The organism is Alteromonas sp. G4i35 (assembly GCF_054960375.1).
Window position 1 is genome coordinate 74,315 of sequence record NZ_JBHNZD010000021.1, and the last position, 15,201, is coordinate 89,515.

Annotated in this window: 17 protein-coding genes; 6 read left to right on the plus strand and 11 right to left on the minus strand. The window is 44.7% G+C overall.

Annotated elements, in window-relative coordinates; all coding sequences use genetic code 11:
- Nucleotides 1-59: 59 nt before the first annotated feature.
- From ACFI6L_RS14450 to ACFI6L_RS14495, 10 genes are all read right to left on the minus strand, one after another.
- Nucleotides 60-782 (minus strand): ABC transporter ATP-binding protein, encoded by a 723-nt coding sequence (locus tag ACFI6L_RS14450; RefSeq protein WP_462574272.1) that lies wholly within the window; start codon nucleotides 780-782, stop codon nucleotides 60-62.
- 335 nt (nucleotides 783-1,117) lie between these two features.
- A complete protein-coding gene (locus tag ACFI6L_RS14455; protein ID WP_014950200.1) occupies nucleotides 1,118-1,819 on the minus strand; it encodes a VC0807 family protein in 702 nt (233 codons plus the stop codon).
- A 46-nt stretch (nucleotides 1,820-1,865) separates the two neighbouring features.
- Nucleotides 1,866-2,405: a rhomboid family intramembrane serine protease gene (locus ACFI6L_RS14460; RefSeq protein WP_014950199.1), complete on the minus strand. Its 540-nt coding sequence runs from the start codon at nucleotides 2,403-2,405 to the stop codon at nucleotides 1,866-1,868.
- A gap of 19 nt (nucleotides 2,406-2,424) precedes the next feature.
- Nucleotides 2,425-3,591, minus strand: a complete 1,167-nt coding sequence (locus tag ACFI6L_RS14465) for a glutathionylspermidine synthase family protein (RefSeq protein WP_168463599.1) — start codon at nucleotides 3,589-3,591, stop codon at nucleotides 2,425-2,427.
- Nucleotides 3,592-3,593: 2 nt separating this feature from the next.
- The gene (locus ACFI6L_RS14470) at nucleotides 3,594-4,262 is read right to left on the minus strand and encodes a DUF1190 family protein (RefSeq protein ID WP_014977050.1); all 669 of its coding nucleotides are present in this window, start codon (nucleotides 4,260-4,262) and stop codon (nucleotides 3,594-3,596) included.
- Between the two features lie 10 nt (nucleotides 4,263-4,272).
- Entirely contained in the window at nucleotides 4,273-4,689 is a 417-nt protein-coding gene (locus tag ACFI6L_RS14475; RefSeq protein ID WP_252118800.1) for a DUF350 domain-containing protein, read from the minus strand.
- Between the two features lie 16 nt (nucleotides 4,690-4,705).
- The gene (locus ACFI6L_RS14480; RefSeq protein WP_014979843.1) at nucleotides 4,706-5,350 is read right to left on the minus strand and encodes a YjfK family protein; all 645 of its coding nucleotides are present in this window, start codon (nucleotides 5,348-5,350) and stop codon (nucleotides 4,706-4,708) included.
- Nucleotides 5,351-5,361: 11 nt separating this feature from the next.
- Nucleotides 5,362-6,417, minus strand: coding sequence for a potassium channel family protein (locus ACFI6L_RS14485; RefSeq protein WP_170826512.1), 1,056 nt, complete (start codon nucleotides 6,415-6,417; stop codon nucleotides 5,362-5,364).
- Between the two features lie 148 nt (nucleotides 6,418-6,565).
- On the minus strand, nucleotides 6,566-7,246 hold the full coding sequence (locus ACFI6L_RS14490; RefSeq protein WP_014950193.1) for a PspA/IM30 family protein: 681 nt from the start codon (nucleotides 7,244-7,246) through the stop codon (nucleotides 6,566-6,568).
- A gap of 23 nt (nucleotides 7,247-7,269) precedes the next feature.
- On the minus strand, nucleotides 7,270-7,659 hold the full coding sequence (locus tag ACFI6L_RS14495; RefSeq protein WP_014950192.1) for a DUF2170 family protein: 390 nt from the start codon (nucleotides 7,657-7,659) through the stop codon (nucleotides 7,270-7,272).
- Nucleotides 7,660-7,927: 268 nt separating this feature from the next.
- Here ACFI6L_RS14495 and ACFI6L_RS14500 point away from each other — a divergent pair, with 268 nt between their 5' ends.
- The 6 genes from ACFI6L_RS14500 (at nucleotide 7,928) to secF (ending at nucleotide 14,181) form a co-directional block, all read left to right on the plus strand.
- Nucleotides 7,928-8,203 carry a DUF6471 domain-containing protein gene (locus ACFI6L_RS14500; RefSeq protein WP_014950191.1) on the plus strand — a complete coding sequence of 92 codons (276 nt, stop codon included), beginning with the start codon at nucleotides 7,928-7,930 and terminating at the stop codon, nucleotides 8,201-8,203.
- A 434-nt stretch (nucleotides 8,204-8,637) separates the two neighbouring features.
- A complete protein-coding gene (queA, locus tag ACFI6L_RS14505) occupies nucleotides 8,638-9,684 on the plus strand; it encodes a tRNA preQ1(34) S-adenosylmethionine ribosyltransferase-isomerase QueA (RefSeq protein WP_049588006.1) in 1,047 nt (348 codons plus the stop codon).
- A 173-nt stretch (nucleotides 9,685-9,857) separates the two neighbouring features.
- Entirely contained in the window at nucleotides 9,858-10,970 is a 1,113-nt protein-coding gene (gene tgt / locus ACFI6L_RS14510) for a tRNA guanosine(34) transglycosylase Tgt (RefSeq protein WP_014950189.1), read from the plus strand.
- Nucleotides 10,971-10,994: 24 nt separating this feature from the next.
- The gene (gene yajC / locus ACFI6L_RS14515) at nucleotides 10,995-11,330 is read left to right on the plus strand and encodes a preprotein translocase subunit YajC (RefSeq protein WP_014999069.1); all 336 of its coding nucleotides are present in this window, start codon (nucleotides 10,995-10,997) and stop codon (nucleotides 11,328-11,330) included.
- Between the two features lie 55 nt (nucleotides 11,331-11,385).
- Nucleotides 11,386-13,230, plus strand: coding sequence for a protein translocase subunit SecD (gene secD / locus ACFI6L_RS14520; protein WP_014950187.1), 1,845 nt, complete (start codon nucleotides 11,386-11,388; stop codon nucleotides 13,228-13,230).
- Nucleotides 13,231-13,239: 9 nt separating this feature from the next.
- The gene (secF, locus tag ACFI6L_RS14525) at nucleotides 13,240-14,181 is read left to right on the plus strand and encodes a protein translocase subunit SecF (RefSeq protein ID WP_014977044.1); all 942 of its coding nucleotides are present in this window, start codon (nucleotides 13,240-13,242) and stop codon (nucleotides 14,179-14,181) included.
- A gap of 75 nt (nucleotides 14,182-14,256) precedes the next feature.
- On the opposite strand, the gene ACFI6L_RS14530 is transcribed toward secF, so the two are convergent.
- A complete protein-coding gene (locus tag ACFI6L_RS14530) occupies nucleotides 14,257-15,153 on the minus strand; it encodes a LytR/AlgR family response regulator transcription factor (RefSeq protein WP_462556722.1) in 897 nt (298 codons plus the stop codon).
- Between the last annotated feature and the right edge of the window lie 48 nt (nucleotides 15,154-15,201).

Consider the following 15,201-nt stretch of genomic DNA (forward strand, 5'->3'; position numbering starts at 1 on the left):
CTTGCTGTTTTCGGTGTCTTTTTCACAGGGCGCATATCACTAACGTTTTTCACCTGTAATTAGCTTGCTGCTACTGGTGAAGACAAGGTTTGCTCTGGACTTTCACAATTCACACTCTCTAATACCCCTTTGTGTAGTCGCAAAGCGGCGTCTGCTTTTACCGCGACGTCTTGGCTATGGGTAACCACAACAAGAGAAGTATTGGCCTCTTTACAGGTTTTAAAGAGTAAGTCAGACACGGTTTCGCTGGTGGTCTCGTCTAAATTGCCGGTGGGTTCGTCGGCCAAGATAAGCGAGGGGCGATGTACAAGCGCTCTTGCAATGGCACAGCGCTGCTGTTCACCGCCAGATAACTGACTTAGCGGCTTTTGCGCTAGGGGTAATATCCCTAGCTGCTCCATTAACGCTAATTGGTAGTCGTTATCTACATTACCTTTTAGCCTTGCAGTAAAGGCAATGTTGTCCCACGCATTAAAGCAGTCGAATAGATTGAAGCTTTGAAACACAATACCTAAATGCTGTTTGCGAAAACTATCAATATCCTTCGCTTTAAATGTATTATCGAGTTTGCTATTGCCAGTAATCGACAATCCATTTACCGAAATACCTCCTCCGTCGGGCGTCTCAAATCCAGCAATAAGCGACAGCAAGGTAGATTTACCGCAGCCAGAAGCCCCCTGAATACTCACCGATTCACCTGTCTTTACGGTAAGGTTAAGGTTGTTGATGAGCGGAGCCCCTGTCTTTGAAAAAGATTTCTTTAAGTCTTTTATTGTCAGCATAATTCGCCGTTTTGTATTGAACCGTCTTATTGTGAACATGAAGGAGCGAGAATGCATGCAATAGGCAATATTCAGCGCTTGTGGCGTAATGCTAGAGGTGCTATGCGCGCCTTCAATTAGCGCCAACATGTTCTAATAGAATGGGTTATTTTTATCATTGAGAGTATACGTAATACTCACGCTTTTTGGTTAAAAGCGGTGTGGGAATTTGATGGCTAGTATTCTTCTGCGTTTCAGGAAATTGCTTTAGTAGCCTAAATTACAAAATATGTAATAGCTTCAGTCGTAGGGAAGGGCATGTTAAAGGGGCGTTAAGCCCCTTATCGATTATCTTTTTACTGATTAATAAAGTTATCGAGTTCTTCGCCAGTAATTTTTTTGATTTGAGCGAATAAATACCAGAGCGCTGCAATAAGCAAAATCATGCTCGGGATCACAATGACTGGATAGCTAAGCGCAGTCATTCGGCCAAGCTCTTCAGTGTAGGCCGTAGTGCCTGGCTCACTGACCAAAATCATTTTAGCTAAAATATAGTTAAGTGCAGAAGAGAGGAAAAACGAACTGGCTACGATGTAAGAGCTAACCGCGACTTTCTTTTTAAACTCGCTCTGTTTTCCTTTCGCATCAAGAACTTGGTTTAGGTGTGGCCAGTTTATGATTTGGTCGTTCAAAATAAGCATTTTGACCAAGGGTTTATTAGAGTATTGGGTTACCAGTACAGCAATACCGATAATGCCTGGGATAGCGGCTTCTTTTATCGCAATATACTCTGCGGGCAGTTTAAGTAAGCTAAACCCGCCGGTAAGTAGTACGCTGATAATGCCTAAAATGGAAAAGCCGTTGACCTTTCCCGACTCTTTTAAATCCCATAGGCCATAACCAATAGGAAAGCTGAGTGCCGCCACAATGCTCCACGCAGGGCCTAGGTAATCTTCCGAACTTGCATAGCTCATTAGCACCACAGGAATAACAATGTTAAACGCGAGGTTGCCGAAAAAGCCTTGGTTTTTTTGTGTAGGTTCTTGTACTGCTGACATATCTAATTACAACGTCTTATCTTGAGGCTAATTATACGTAAACTAATTAGCGTGCCCAGTGCCATGCGGCAAATAAGCCACCAATAAAGCCAAACAGATGATATTCAAAGGAAATAAATTTGGATGTGGGAAGTACACCAACCAGCATTCCTCCGTATAGCGCTGCAACTACTAGTGAAATAAGCAAATACCGCACTTTGTTACTTCTAAACCCTGCTAGCACGAGGAAGCCGAAGTAGCCATATACCATGCCGCTCGCACCAATATGCGTAGCGCTTCTACCGAACAGCCACACGCCCAATCCACCTATAAGCAGTGCGCTCAGCGTAGCGATAAGAAACGTGCGTTTTCCCCACTGCATAGTAAGCCACATGAACAGCAAAAGAGGCACCAAGTTAGCCATCAAATGCGTGGGTGTACCATGAAGGAAAGGGGCTGTGAATATATATGGCAAGGTTGACAGTGTGCGAGGCACTACACCAAACTGATTAAGTGCATTACCGGTAAGTAAGTTTGCTACTTCTATTACGATTAACAATGCACCTAGCGTCAGTAGAACGCGAATTTGGAAAGAAAGCGGCTTCATCGAACGCCCCTAAAGTAGATTACAAAATAATATGAGGAAGGTAGCGAGAGAGATCTTGGGTAATAGCAGATGCATCTTCTCTTACTGAAATACCTGCTGGCATGTCATCTACCAACCAACTACCTATGAGTGTATGGTTACCTTCAAAAACGGGTAAAGGTTCAAATGCTTGAACAATATAGCCTTCTTCGCCGTAAGGACCATCGCTAAGCCTATTCTCAATCCCACCTTCAATGATAGAAACATTCGCGCCCTCCCTAGAAAACAGAGGCTTTTTAATCCACTTTCCTGATAGTGTGTTTGTGTTTATTTCATCTGAAAAATAAGCGGGAAGCAGGTTAGGGTGGCCTTCAAATTTCTTCCAAAGCTGAGGAAGCAAGGCTTTATTGGAAATTATCGATTTCCATGGGGGCTCTATCCAATTAACCTGGGCATCTTCTAACACATCGCCAAACTCTTCGCGCAGCATAAACTCCCAAGGATAAAGCTTGAAGCAGTCGGTAATTGGCGCGTCTTGAAGATCGGTAAAAACGCCCGTGTCCGCCAACCCAATGTCTTCAATAAAAACGAAGTCAGCTAAAAGCCCGGCCTCTGTAGCGCAGTCTTGTAGGTACTGCACTGTTCCGCGGTCTTCTACGGTATCTTTACAACACGCCATGTGCAGTTGATTAATGTTGTAGTGCAATGCTATTTCGCGAAAGCGATGAACTAGTTTTTCTTGCAAGCTATTGAACTGATCAGCGTGCAGGGCTAGTTTGCCGGCATCCACATTTTGTGAAAGCCAAAGCCATTGCCAAAAGCCAGATTCATACAAGCTGGTGGGCGTATCTGCATTGTTTTCTAGCAGCTTAGCTGGCCCTTTGCCGCTGTAGACAAGGTCAAGGCGTGAATACAAACTGGGGGCTCTTTCCTGCCAGCTGTTTCTTACTAAGTCCCAATGTTGCTCTGGGATTCGAAAACGAGTAAGTAATTCCTCACTATTAACCACATCTTCGGTCACTGCCAAGCACATTTGATGTAGCTCGGCTGTGGGGTCTTCAATGTCGTTTTCAATTTGCGCTAGCGTGAATTGGTAGTAGGCACTTTCATCCCAATACGGCTCGCCATACATGGTGTGGAAATGAAAACCAAACTCGTTAGCCAACTGCTGCCAGCCCTTGCGAGGCTGGCAAGGCATTCTAAACATAGTTATCCGCCCCAGCCGCCTTTACGGCTGCTGCTACCCCAAGACGATTTTGCACGAACGCTGCTACCAAACCCGCCTCGTTTCATTGTACGGTTCACGGTAGGCTTAGGCTTATAAACGTCTTTGTTTACGCGATATTTTCTTTTGCGAATGTCGCCGTCGAATACATAGCCGTCTGCCGTTATCCAGCGTGAACGAAACGGTGAATTATATGAATAGGAAGTATATAAGGGCTGTGAGTAATAGCGATTTGGCGATAGTAGAGAGCTCACCATGTAGCCTGCCATGAACGGCATGAAAAAGCTGCCGCTACTATTATTCACATATTGGCACTGGTTAGGGCCAAATTCATGTTCGCAGTCGTACTCAGAGCTAAAGCGCGGACTGGTGCGCATGGCCTCGTCGACAGCTGTCTGGTAGGCAGCTTCACAACGCTCTACTGCATCAGGAAAATCCTGTTTACAGTCTTCTAGTGAGGTGTAAATGGTGGCGTCTTCTTTTTCGCCGCCACAACCACTTAAAATAACGCTGGCCACACCCAATGCTAAAGGCTTCACGCTAAAACCTTTGCGCATGCGACCAAGGTCAATATGTTTGGTGCGTTTTAATGCGGGCTTTTCACCTTGCACGCTATCAACAACATCAAGCTGAGTGTTTCGTTTATCAGTCATCGCTGCCCCCTTAATAGGTCATGCAAGCGGCATTGAGTAAGCCTACGGCAATAGACATGCTGGCAAGCATAACACCCGCAGAAACTTCGTTATTGTTTATGCGCTCAGCGATTTTCGGCATAAAGCTAAAACGCAAAATGGCAAACGCTAGGGATTGTGCAATCACAGCAACAAGCGCCCAAATAGCAAAATCTATTACAGCAACCGAGTTTGAAGCTGCGCTGCCAAGGGCGATAGCAAAACCGATTATAGCACCACCAAAACCGATGGCAGCGGCAACGTTTTTCTCTTCTTTTACCAGCTTCCATTCATCGTGAGGTGTGACCAATGCGTACACCAATTTGAAGATAAACAAAAAAACAATCGACAAGCCGAAGTAAAGCGCAAAGTTATCAAGGCCAGCCAAAGATTGCATGATCGTATCCATAGTTATTCCCTTTTTATTAACCGTTTATAGTGATATCTGCAGGTTCAACATCAAACCCCGTTGAAATCACCAAACATCTATCTAAATTATTACCTACTTGCTTTTCTTCACCCACAACAAGCAGGGTTTCAACTCTATCGTTACTGATTGGGCGTTCATACAGCATCATAAACTGATCAGTGGTACTCACATCACCATCTTCTTCATAGGTAGTTTCAGTGACGGCAACAGGCGGTGACTCATCGCCCACTGCCCCCCACACGCGGGTATAGACCTTACCGTCAAGCTCATAGGTGGGCTGGCTGATAACGTTTTTCAAGCATTCGTTCCACTGAGCAGTATTACCAATGGTTTTCGTTTCATAAAAGTGCCACAGCTTAACATCGGTAATGTGATTCTCAGACAAGCCGCCGTCGGTGACCACCTGTAAAAATCCATCGTCGTCGGTGTAAAAGCGAAGCAGAGTGCCACCTGTATCTAAGGGCGCTTCACCTACCGCTTGAATTAATTGAGAACGGGCTGCGCCTTCAATAGTGAGCTCCGGTTCTAATAGCGAAAGTTTCAAGTTATCTAACTCGAAAGAGCCACCTAAATAAAGCCCCATTATTTCTGGCGACTTAGGTTTTTTAGGTTCTGATTTTTTAAATAGTTTACTAAACATGTTTACGCCTCTTAATCAGCGTCTAGAGAAGACCAGTTAATTGCATTAATGCGGCGCTCAGCAATATAAAACAAGGTGTCTCCCGGGTTTAACGTAACGTCCAACGGTGGGTTTACCACCATTTCTTTCACAAGACCATTTGGCGCATAACCAATAAAGATGGCATCGTGTTTACGTTTCAAGTTAATAAATAACTTAGCAACAGAAATGGCGTGGCTACTTTCTGGTATTTTTACTGAAAATTGCGCTTGGCCCTCTTCAATACTCAGCAAGTCGTGATGAAGCATACTAGAACCAGGATCAAAAGCGGCTTTAACTAACATTTCTATTGCCACGCTGGGTGTACACTCCACTTTAGGACAGTGATCCTGAAGTAAGCTGACTAGGCTATCATCATCAAAATAGGCCACCTGATGTGCATCAGGATTACGCTTAGTACAATACAGCGCGGTAGTCATGGTGACATCGTCTTGTGGGTTATCGATAAGAATAGTTCGGGCGGTGGACACGCAGGCGCGATCCATATCTTCGTCTTTGTTAAACGAATCTACCTTCACGAACTCAATCACGCCAGGCATGGGGTTAGTGATATCGGCCTTCACACACAGCACAATATCAGGGCGCTCTGGCATGGCATCGCGTTCTTGAAGTATTAAATCAAGCAGTAGCATAGTACGCTGCTCATTCCACCCAATTACTAAGATATGTTCATCTAGCATCAAGCTATTCATACCCAACAATCCTTTCTTCCACGTTAATGAAACCCAAGCTGCAATCCGGCCAATTACCATGGCGAAGATACTCAAACCAAGCGGTATGACGTAAAGCGCTACAACCAGTTTTCCCGCTGGCGTGACGGGAGATAAATCACCATAGCCCACTGTAGAGGCGGTGACCGCCAGCCAGTAAATAAAGTCGGCGTTGGTAATTAAATCGTGCTCGTCTGCAGCGTAAAGTAGCCAATAGCTTGTTACTGCGTAAAAGGCGGTGGCACCGACAATAGTGTACCAGCGTGATTCTGCAAAATATTGCAGCATGATTTTTCGCAGTTTTATCCATGGAGACATAAAAGAAACAGCCCTTGTTATGCGTGCCCTTACTCTGCCTTGAAGTACTTGATTTGTCTAGGTTAGCGCTTTACTTAACGGTAATTTACGCAGGAAATTATTGTAACAAGAATTAAAAATGGGAGCGCGTAGCTCCCATTTTTCTAACTTACTTGCCTAGAATTCGCGCTAGCTCGTCATCGGCCGAGGTTTTACCACCTTTAATGCCCGCTTCGGCTAGACGTTTTTCTAGATCGCTGCTCGATTCATTATTTGCTAACTCTTCTGCAGCTTGTAGTTCAGCATTGCGCATCTTTTGCTTATCTTGAATACGTGACAGTGACTCTGTCGCCGTTTTCATTTTGCTATTCGCACCCATGTGGCGTGAAGAAACCGCTACTTGCGCCTTCTGAACGCTTTCAGTGGCTTTTACCATATCCACTTGCTGCTCTAAGCGACGTAAATTCGCTTTCGCCTGTTGGATATTTTGTGCCAGCTGCTTTTCTGACTGCTGGAACTGATCAAGATATGTTTGTTCTTGGTCTCGTTCTTCTTTAAGTTCAGACACCTTTTGCGCACAGTCTAGCGCGAGTTGGCGGTCGCTATCGATGGCTTTGCGCGCGTGAGCTTCGTATTCCGCAATTGACGAATTGAAGCTATCCACTTTTTGCTGAGAAAGTTTACACTTTGCCAAGATTTGGGTACGTGCATGGTCTGACTTACGCAATTCTTCTTTGGCTTCTCTAATTTCTTGTTCCAGAATTCGAATAGCCTGACTGTCTACGACAGATTGAGCAGCTTCGGTTGCACCACCTTTTACTGCAGTTACTAATTTTTTCCACACTGACATTCGCTTCTCCTTAGAAGTAAATTTTAGTTAAGGTGTGTTTCGTAGGCATCTAAGAAAGATGCAACATTCTGAAACAGGGTTTCCACTTCAATAACGATACTTTCGGCTTTTGACTGGGCACTTAGCGCACCAAAGGCAGTGTAGTACTCTTCACCACCAATGTTTGAAATGCCTACCGTGGTCAAAGGGAACACCATATGAGTAGACAATATTTCATGATCTAGCGCTGGCTTATCTTTTACTTCCGACGCTGCAAACAAAAGACTCTCTACTAAGATCTGCTCTCCGCTGATAGCAAGCCAGGCATCTATGCCGTCTTGATTAGCAATAAGTAAGCAGTTTTCCTCACGTGTTACCACAAAGTCATCATGCTCTTTAAATAAGGCTTCGATGCTTTCCAGTTCCCAGCTCATACCTTTCTCCTTTAATTATTGAAGCGATAGTTGTGAAAATGAATGTCGTGTAAGTGGTGTGTTATACAACTGCACTTTATTAAAAACAGATACTTTGCTGTATTAACCACCGAAGTTACTGTAACGACTATTTTCATCTTCGCCAATATCTAGACTTGCAGTGTAGACCTGTTGTGCCATAATCGTCAACATTAAATACATGCTATAAGTGTAAAAAAGTGTGTTTTTGTAAAATATATATCACATTTGTGTGGTTTTTGGAGGCTGTGTGAACACTGGAAATACGCAAGGTGCTAAAAATGCGTGGCGGCAAACGGTAGCAAGAGTCGTGAAATCTGAGATGTCTGTGCGCGGCGTAAAATATCAAGCGTTAAGCCAAAGGCTGGAAGAGATTGGCGTGGAGCAAAGCGCAGATAATCTTAGAAATAAGGTAAATAAAGGTATTATGGGCGCCGATTTACTTCTGCAGATTTTGTACGTGTTGAAGGCGCGTCCATTAGATGCGGCGCTTTTAGAGGAAATCTTAACTGATCTTCAGCAATAAACAGCGTAAAATACCGCCGTTCATAAGATATCGATATTCAACTAACCTGTCGCGCAGAGGAATCGAAGCTTCGTAATAACGTTGCGATGAGTGAAGGTAGGCAGGGAAAATAAGCAGATAAAAAAATACCCAGCAAGTGCTGGGTACGAATGATAAGGAATGTTTATGGGAGAACATCATCACTATCTGCAGGTATCTTAACCGTTTAAGGAGTTAAGTGCTATTTAATAAATTGAATTGTACGTATATTGTTCAATATAAAGTTATTTTATAATATACGTTATTTTTTAAGTTTTTGATAAGTAAGATTTTTTGTTTTTGTTTTGACTTTGGTTTAATCTATAAATCTATTTTTATTAGCCTTTAGTTGCAACTTAAATAGCACTTAATATTCTACTTTTGTCTAACTTTTATGCCGTAATTTAGTCGTATTTATGAAACTATCAGATTTTAGCTTCGAGCTACCCGAAAAACTTATCGCCAAATACCCAACTCAGCAACGTACAGCGAGTCGCTTGTTACATTTAGATGGGAAGACTGGCAATGTAGCGCACACGATGTTCGCTGACATGCTGAAATTTGTAGAGCCAGGCGACCTCTTGGTGTTCAACAATACGCGGGTTATTCCTGCACGTTTACTGGGCAAAAAGGAAACGGGTGGTCAGGTTGAGGTGCTGATCGAGCGCATCACATCAGACAATACAGCGTTAGCGCATGTTCGCGCGAGCAAGGCGCCTAAGCCTGGATCTAAGCTGATTCTTGAAGAAAAAGTGAATGTTACGGTGACAGGGCGAGACGATGCGCTATTTATTTTACAGTTTGACCACGATGAGACCGTATTAACGCTGCTAGAAGCCCATGGTCACATGCCGCTACCTCCTTACATCGACCGTCCTGATGAAAGTTCAGACAAAGAGCGCTATCAAACCGTTTACAATCAAAAGCCGGGCGCGGTTGCGGCGCCTACTGCAGGGCTACACTTTGACGATGCAATACTGGCTGCGTTAAAAGAAAAAGGCGTGAATTTGGCCTTTGTAACTTTGCACGTTGGCGCGGGTACGTTCCAGCCTGTGCGCGTTGACAATATTCAAGAACACAAGATGCACGCAGAGTTCGCCGAAGTACCGCAAGACGTGGTTGACGCTGTTCTAACCACAAAGGCCAACGGTAAACGCGTTATTGCAGTGGGTACAACCTCTGTACGCTCTTTGGAGTCAGCGGCAAAGGCAAGTGCAGAGCGCGGTGACGAGGAAGTTATTGCGCCATTTAACGAAGATACTGAGATTTTTATCTACCCTGGTTTTGAGTTTAAAGTGGTAGACGCAATGTTCACCAATTTTCACCTTCCAGAGTCCACGCTAATGATGTTAATTAGCGCATTTGCTGGCAAAGAGAATGTCATGAAGGCGTATCAAGAAGCGATAGAGAAAGAATATCGATTCTTTAGCTATGGAGATTCTATGTTTATTGAACGCGCCTAAGCACATTCGCCCAAGGACATTAGGCGTTTAAATCGGTGTTTTGCAGGCCTTTCTAGCTTAGTTACAGATAAACATAGATACGGGGCATGATCTCAGCCGAATTACTGGTATAATCGCCGCCAATTTATTTTTATACCCAGCGCAAAAGCGCACCAAAGTGGGAATGCTTTCACATGCAATTTGAGTTGTTAAAAACCGAAGGCCGAGCACGACGCGGTCGTTTGGTGTTTGAACGCGGTGTTGTAGAAACCCCAGCGTTCATGCCCGTAGGTACATACGGTACCGTTAAGGGAATGACCCCTGAAGAATTAAAAGACAGCGGTGCACACATCTGTCTTGGAAACACGTTTCACCTGATGCTTCGTCCTGGTACAGGCATTATTCGCCAGCATGGCGACCTGCACGACTTCATGAATTGGGACAAGCCAATCCTTACGGATTCGGGTGGCTTCCAAGTGTTTAGCTTGGGTGATTTGCGTAAAATTACCGAAGAAGGTGTAACATTCCGCTCTCCGATAAACGGCGAAAAGATTTTACTTACGCCTGAAAAATCGATGGAAGTTCAGCGCGATTTGGGCTCTGACATCGTGATGATTTTTGATGAGTGCACGCCGTACCCCGCTACTGAACAAGAAGCGCGCGTTTCAATGGAAATGTCGCTACGTTGGGCCAAACGTAGTAAAGAAGCCCATGGCGATAACCCAGCAGCACTGTTTGGTATCATTCAAGGCGGTATGTACGAAGGTCTGCGCGACGTTTCACTTGCTGGCCTTGAAGCTATTGGCTTCGACGGTTACGCCATTGGTGGTCTTTCAGTAGGTGAGCCGAAAGAAGATATGATCCGCATTATCGATCATACCGCGCCTAAAATTCCGGAAGATAAACCTCGCTATTTAATGGGCGTGGGTAAACCTGAAGATTTGGTAGAGTCTGTGCGTCGCGGCATCGATATGTTTGACTGTGTAATGCCAACGCGTAACGCCCGAAACGGTCACCTGTTTGTGACTGAAGGCGTAGTGAAGATTCGCAATGCGAAACACAGAAACGACACCTCGCCATTAGATGAGAATTGTGATTGCTACACTTGTAAAAACTATTCTCGCTCTTATCTACATCATTTGGACAAGTGTAACGAAATCCTGGGTGCGCGCTTAAACACCATCCATAACCTTCGCTACTATCAGCGTGTGATGCAGGGTCTTCGCGATGCGATTGACGCAGGTACGCTTGATGAGTTTGTACAAGAATTTTATGAACAAAAAGGGTTGCCGGTTCCGGCACTATAACAACGATAATATTTGGGGAATTTTATGAGCCTATTTATCTCTAACGCTTACGCACAGTCTGCTGGTGCGCCGCAAGGTGGCGGCATGGAAATGATCATCATGCTAGCTGTATTTGGTTTAATCTTTTACTTCTTGCTTTACCGTCCACAGGCTAAGCGTGTAAAAGAGCATAAAAACCTAGTATCGTCACTTAGCAAAGGCGATGAAGTGTTAACACAAGGTGGTTTGGTAGGAAAAATCACTAAAGTGTCAGAAGAAAAAGACTTCATTGAAGTTGCACTTAACGATTCAAACAACATCGTTGTTCAGAAGTCTTCAGTAACTGCTGTGCTGCCTAAAGGCACGATGAAGTCACTGTAAGTAACAAAAGCCGGGGCCGGGACGCTTCCCGGTACTGGCACGAAAGGATTATCCAGTGCTAAACAAAAACTCTATTTGGAAAGTACTGAGTGCACTCATTGTGGTTGCAATGTGTGCACTTTATGCGCTTCCTAACATTTACGGTGAAGATCACGCCGTACAAATCTCAGCAGGCCGTGACGCTGTGGTAACTGACGCCACTGTGGAACAAGTAAAAGCCGCGCTAAGTGAAAAGAATATCTCTCCAAAACGTGTTGAGTTTGAGAACGAACAAATATTAGTTCGCGTTTCGGATTCTGACACCCAGCTTGTAACGCGCGAAACGCTTGAAAAGGCGCTTGGTGATGACTACTACGTGGCTATGAACCTTGCCCCTGACACGCCAGAATGGCTTGAAGGCCTAGGTGGCGCGCCAATGAAGCTAGGTCTTGACCTTCGCGGTGGTGTTCACTTCTTGATGGAAGTGGATATGACCGAAGTGATTGCTAAGTCGCTCGAAGACGCAGAGGGTGGTTTCCGTACTTCACTGCGTGAAGAAGGCATTCGTTATCGCGGTGTAAAACAGGTTGACGATCATATCGACATTACGTTCCGTGATGAAGATGCGCTAGACAAGGCAGAGTTCTTTTTGCGCAACCAAAGTCGCGACCTAACCTTTAACCAGGTGGACGACTTAACACTTCGCGCTATTTTTGCTGAAAGCAAGCTTCAGGAAATTCGCGACAACGCGGTTAAGCAAAACATTACCATTATTCGCAACCGTGTAAACCAACTTGGTGTGGCTGAGCCGCTTGTACAAAAGCAAGGTGCTGATCGCATTGTTGTGCAGCTTCCAGGTATTCAAGACACCGCCCGTGCGAAAGAGATTCTTAATGCCACAGCAACACTAGAATTTCGCATGGTAGATCAGAAGAACGATATCCGTGATGCATTGAACGGCCGCGTTCCTCCTGGCTCTCAAGTGATTGAAGATCAGCAAGGCATTCCTCAGCTTCTTGAAAAGCGTATTATGCTTACCGGTAGCCATATTATTGATGCGAATAGCGGTGTTGATGAGTACGGACTTCCGAACGTAAACATCTCGCTTGATTCTGAAGGCGGTAATAAGATGTCTCGCTCAACTCGTGGGAACATTGGTAAACCAATGGCTACGGTGTTTATCGAATACAAGTCGACTGGCGAACGTAACAAAGACGGCAAGCTAGTGTTTGAAAAACACGAGCAAGTAATCTCGGTTGCGACTATTCGTGCGCAGCTGGGTAGCAAGTTCCAAATCACAGGTCTTGATTCACCGAAAGAAGCCCGTGACTTAGCGTTGCTACTTCGCGCAGGTGCACTGATTGCGCCAATTCAAATTGTTGAAGAGCGTACGGTTGGACCAAGCTTGGGTAAAGAAAACATTGAGCTGGGCATGCAGGCTATTATGTATGGTCTGGCAGCGGTACTTGTTTTCATGTTGATTTACTACAAAGCGTTTGGTGTGGTAGCGAACATCGCTCTGATTACAAACCTAGTTATGATTGTGGGCATTATGTCGATGATCCCTGGTGCAACGCTTACGCTACCGGGTATGGCAGGTATTGTACTGACCGTTGGTATGGCGGTAGATGCAAACGTGCTTATCTTTGAGCGTATACGAGAAGAGATACGTGATGGCCGCAGCCCACAGCATGCCATTCATCAGGGTTACGACAGTGCTTTTTCTACCATTCTAGATGCTAACATTACTACCTTCATTGCAGGCTTAATCCTGTTTGCCGTGGGCACAGGCCCAATTAAAGGCTTCTCGATTACACTGATGATTGGTATAGCAACCTCGATGTTTACCGCAATCCTAGTTACGCGCGTTATTGTTAACGCAGTATGGGGCGGTCGACGCGTAGAGAAATTGGCGATTTAAGGAAGTAACATGCAACTATTAAAACTATCCGATACCGTCAATTTTATGCGCCTTCGCATTCCTGCGATGGTGTTATCAACGGTACTCATTTTAGGTTCGTTCGTGTCGCTAGGCGTTAATAGCCTTAACTGGGGGCTAGACTTCACTGGCGGTACGCTAATTGAAGTTGGCTATGAGGACGCTGCTAACTTAGAAGGCATTCGCGCCCAGCTAAACGAAGCGAATTTTGAAGATGCCATAGTACAAAACTTTGGAAGCAGCCAAGATGTACTTATCCGCATTGCTCCTCGTGATGGCGTTAAAGCCGTGACTATTGGTGAACAGGTACTAGCAGCCTTGCGCGCTGACGGTACTGAGGTTGATATGCGTCGTATCGAGTTCGTAGGTCCTAACGTAGGTGAAGAGCTTACCGAGCAGGGCGGCCTTGCGATGCTAGTTGCACTCTTGTGTATTCTGGTTTATGTCGCGATGCGATTTGAATGGCGATTCGCCCTAGGGTCAGTGTCGGCACTAGCTCACGACGTTATACTTACGCTAGGTTTGTTTTCGGTACTTCAAATCGAATTTGACCTTACAGTACTTGCAGCGGTACTAGCGGTAATTGGTTATTCACTTAACGATACCATCGTTGTGTGTGACCGTATTCGTGAGAACTTCCGCAAAATTCGTAAAGGTGAGCCTGTTGAGATTATCAATATCTCGCTAACGCAAACCCTAAACCGTACTATTATCACCTCATTAACCACGGTGTTGGTATTGGTTGCATTATTCTACAAGGGTGGTGCGCTTATTCACGGATTTGCCACCGCCTTGTTGTTCGGTGTAGTGGTTGGTACTTACTCATCGGTGTATATCGCAAGTTCAGTGGCACTTGCATTGGGTATTAGCAAAGAAGACCTAATGCCACCACAAGTGGAAAAGGAAGGCGCAGATTTAGATCCTATGCCTTAGTTTTACACGCTTGAAACGTACAAAAACCGCATCTACGATGCGGTTTTTTTTATGCTTTATAAAAAGTGGAATTTACTATTGATTGGGGGCTAATGCTTGTTTCAGATCATCTTTATATCGCCTGGAAAGCGCTACTGATTGACCGTTATTGAGCATTATTGTTCCATCCCCTGTTTCTTCATAACTTATAGACACAATGGCAGGTATTCGCACTGCGTGCGACCGGTGCACTCGCATAAAGCCTTGATGCGCTCCTTCTTCACAAAACCGGCCAAGGGTATAACGCAAGGGGTAAACGCCCACGTGAGTATGAAGGTTAATGTAGTTTCCTGAGGCTTCTACTCGCTGTATGTCAGCGACTTGAACCAAAAACTCTTTATTGAGCTTTTTCACCAATAAATAGTCAGGTAAGGTGTTGGCCACGTTGTCATTCGTTATCTGTGATGTGTCGCGTGTAATAGGTGATGCTTCACCAATTAAGCGTTGATAGCCAAACCGTGCAATATAGTAAAAAGTAATCAGAGTAATATAGCCCCATACATCCTTTCGATATTCGTAGATGAACTCATTGAGCCATATCCCAAAGTCATAATTGCGTTCAGAGAATAAATAGACGAGCTTTCGAAATGCTACCATTAATGATACATGGGCTACTGAAAATAAACTGGCGAAGGCAAAATGCCATCCAAGCCATGTCGCTCCCACTTTTACTTTCTGATCGAGTGTACGTATAGCGACAATTAATGGGATGACGAGCAAAGCGGTACTCAAAGCACTCGAGTATTCCCAAACGTACGGCTCCCAAAGTGCTACGCTGTTATTGTCGCTTCGAGAAAATTCAGTCCAACTAGACGCAGCATTGATTGAATTGTTTATAAACAAATAGGCTGTAAGCAAAACAAATGCAGCGTATTTATGTTTTGATTCAGAATCCCTAAGAAACTGACTCCATTTTTCATCCCAGTTATTCACCGCTTAACCCTTTTTCCCTTAATTCTCGTCACTTAGGCGTTTGCTGTC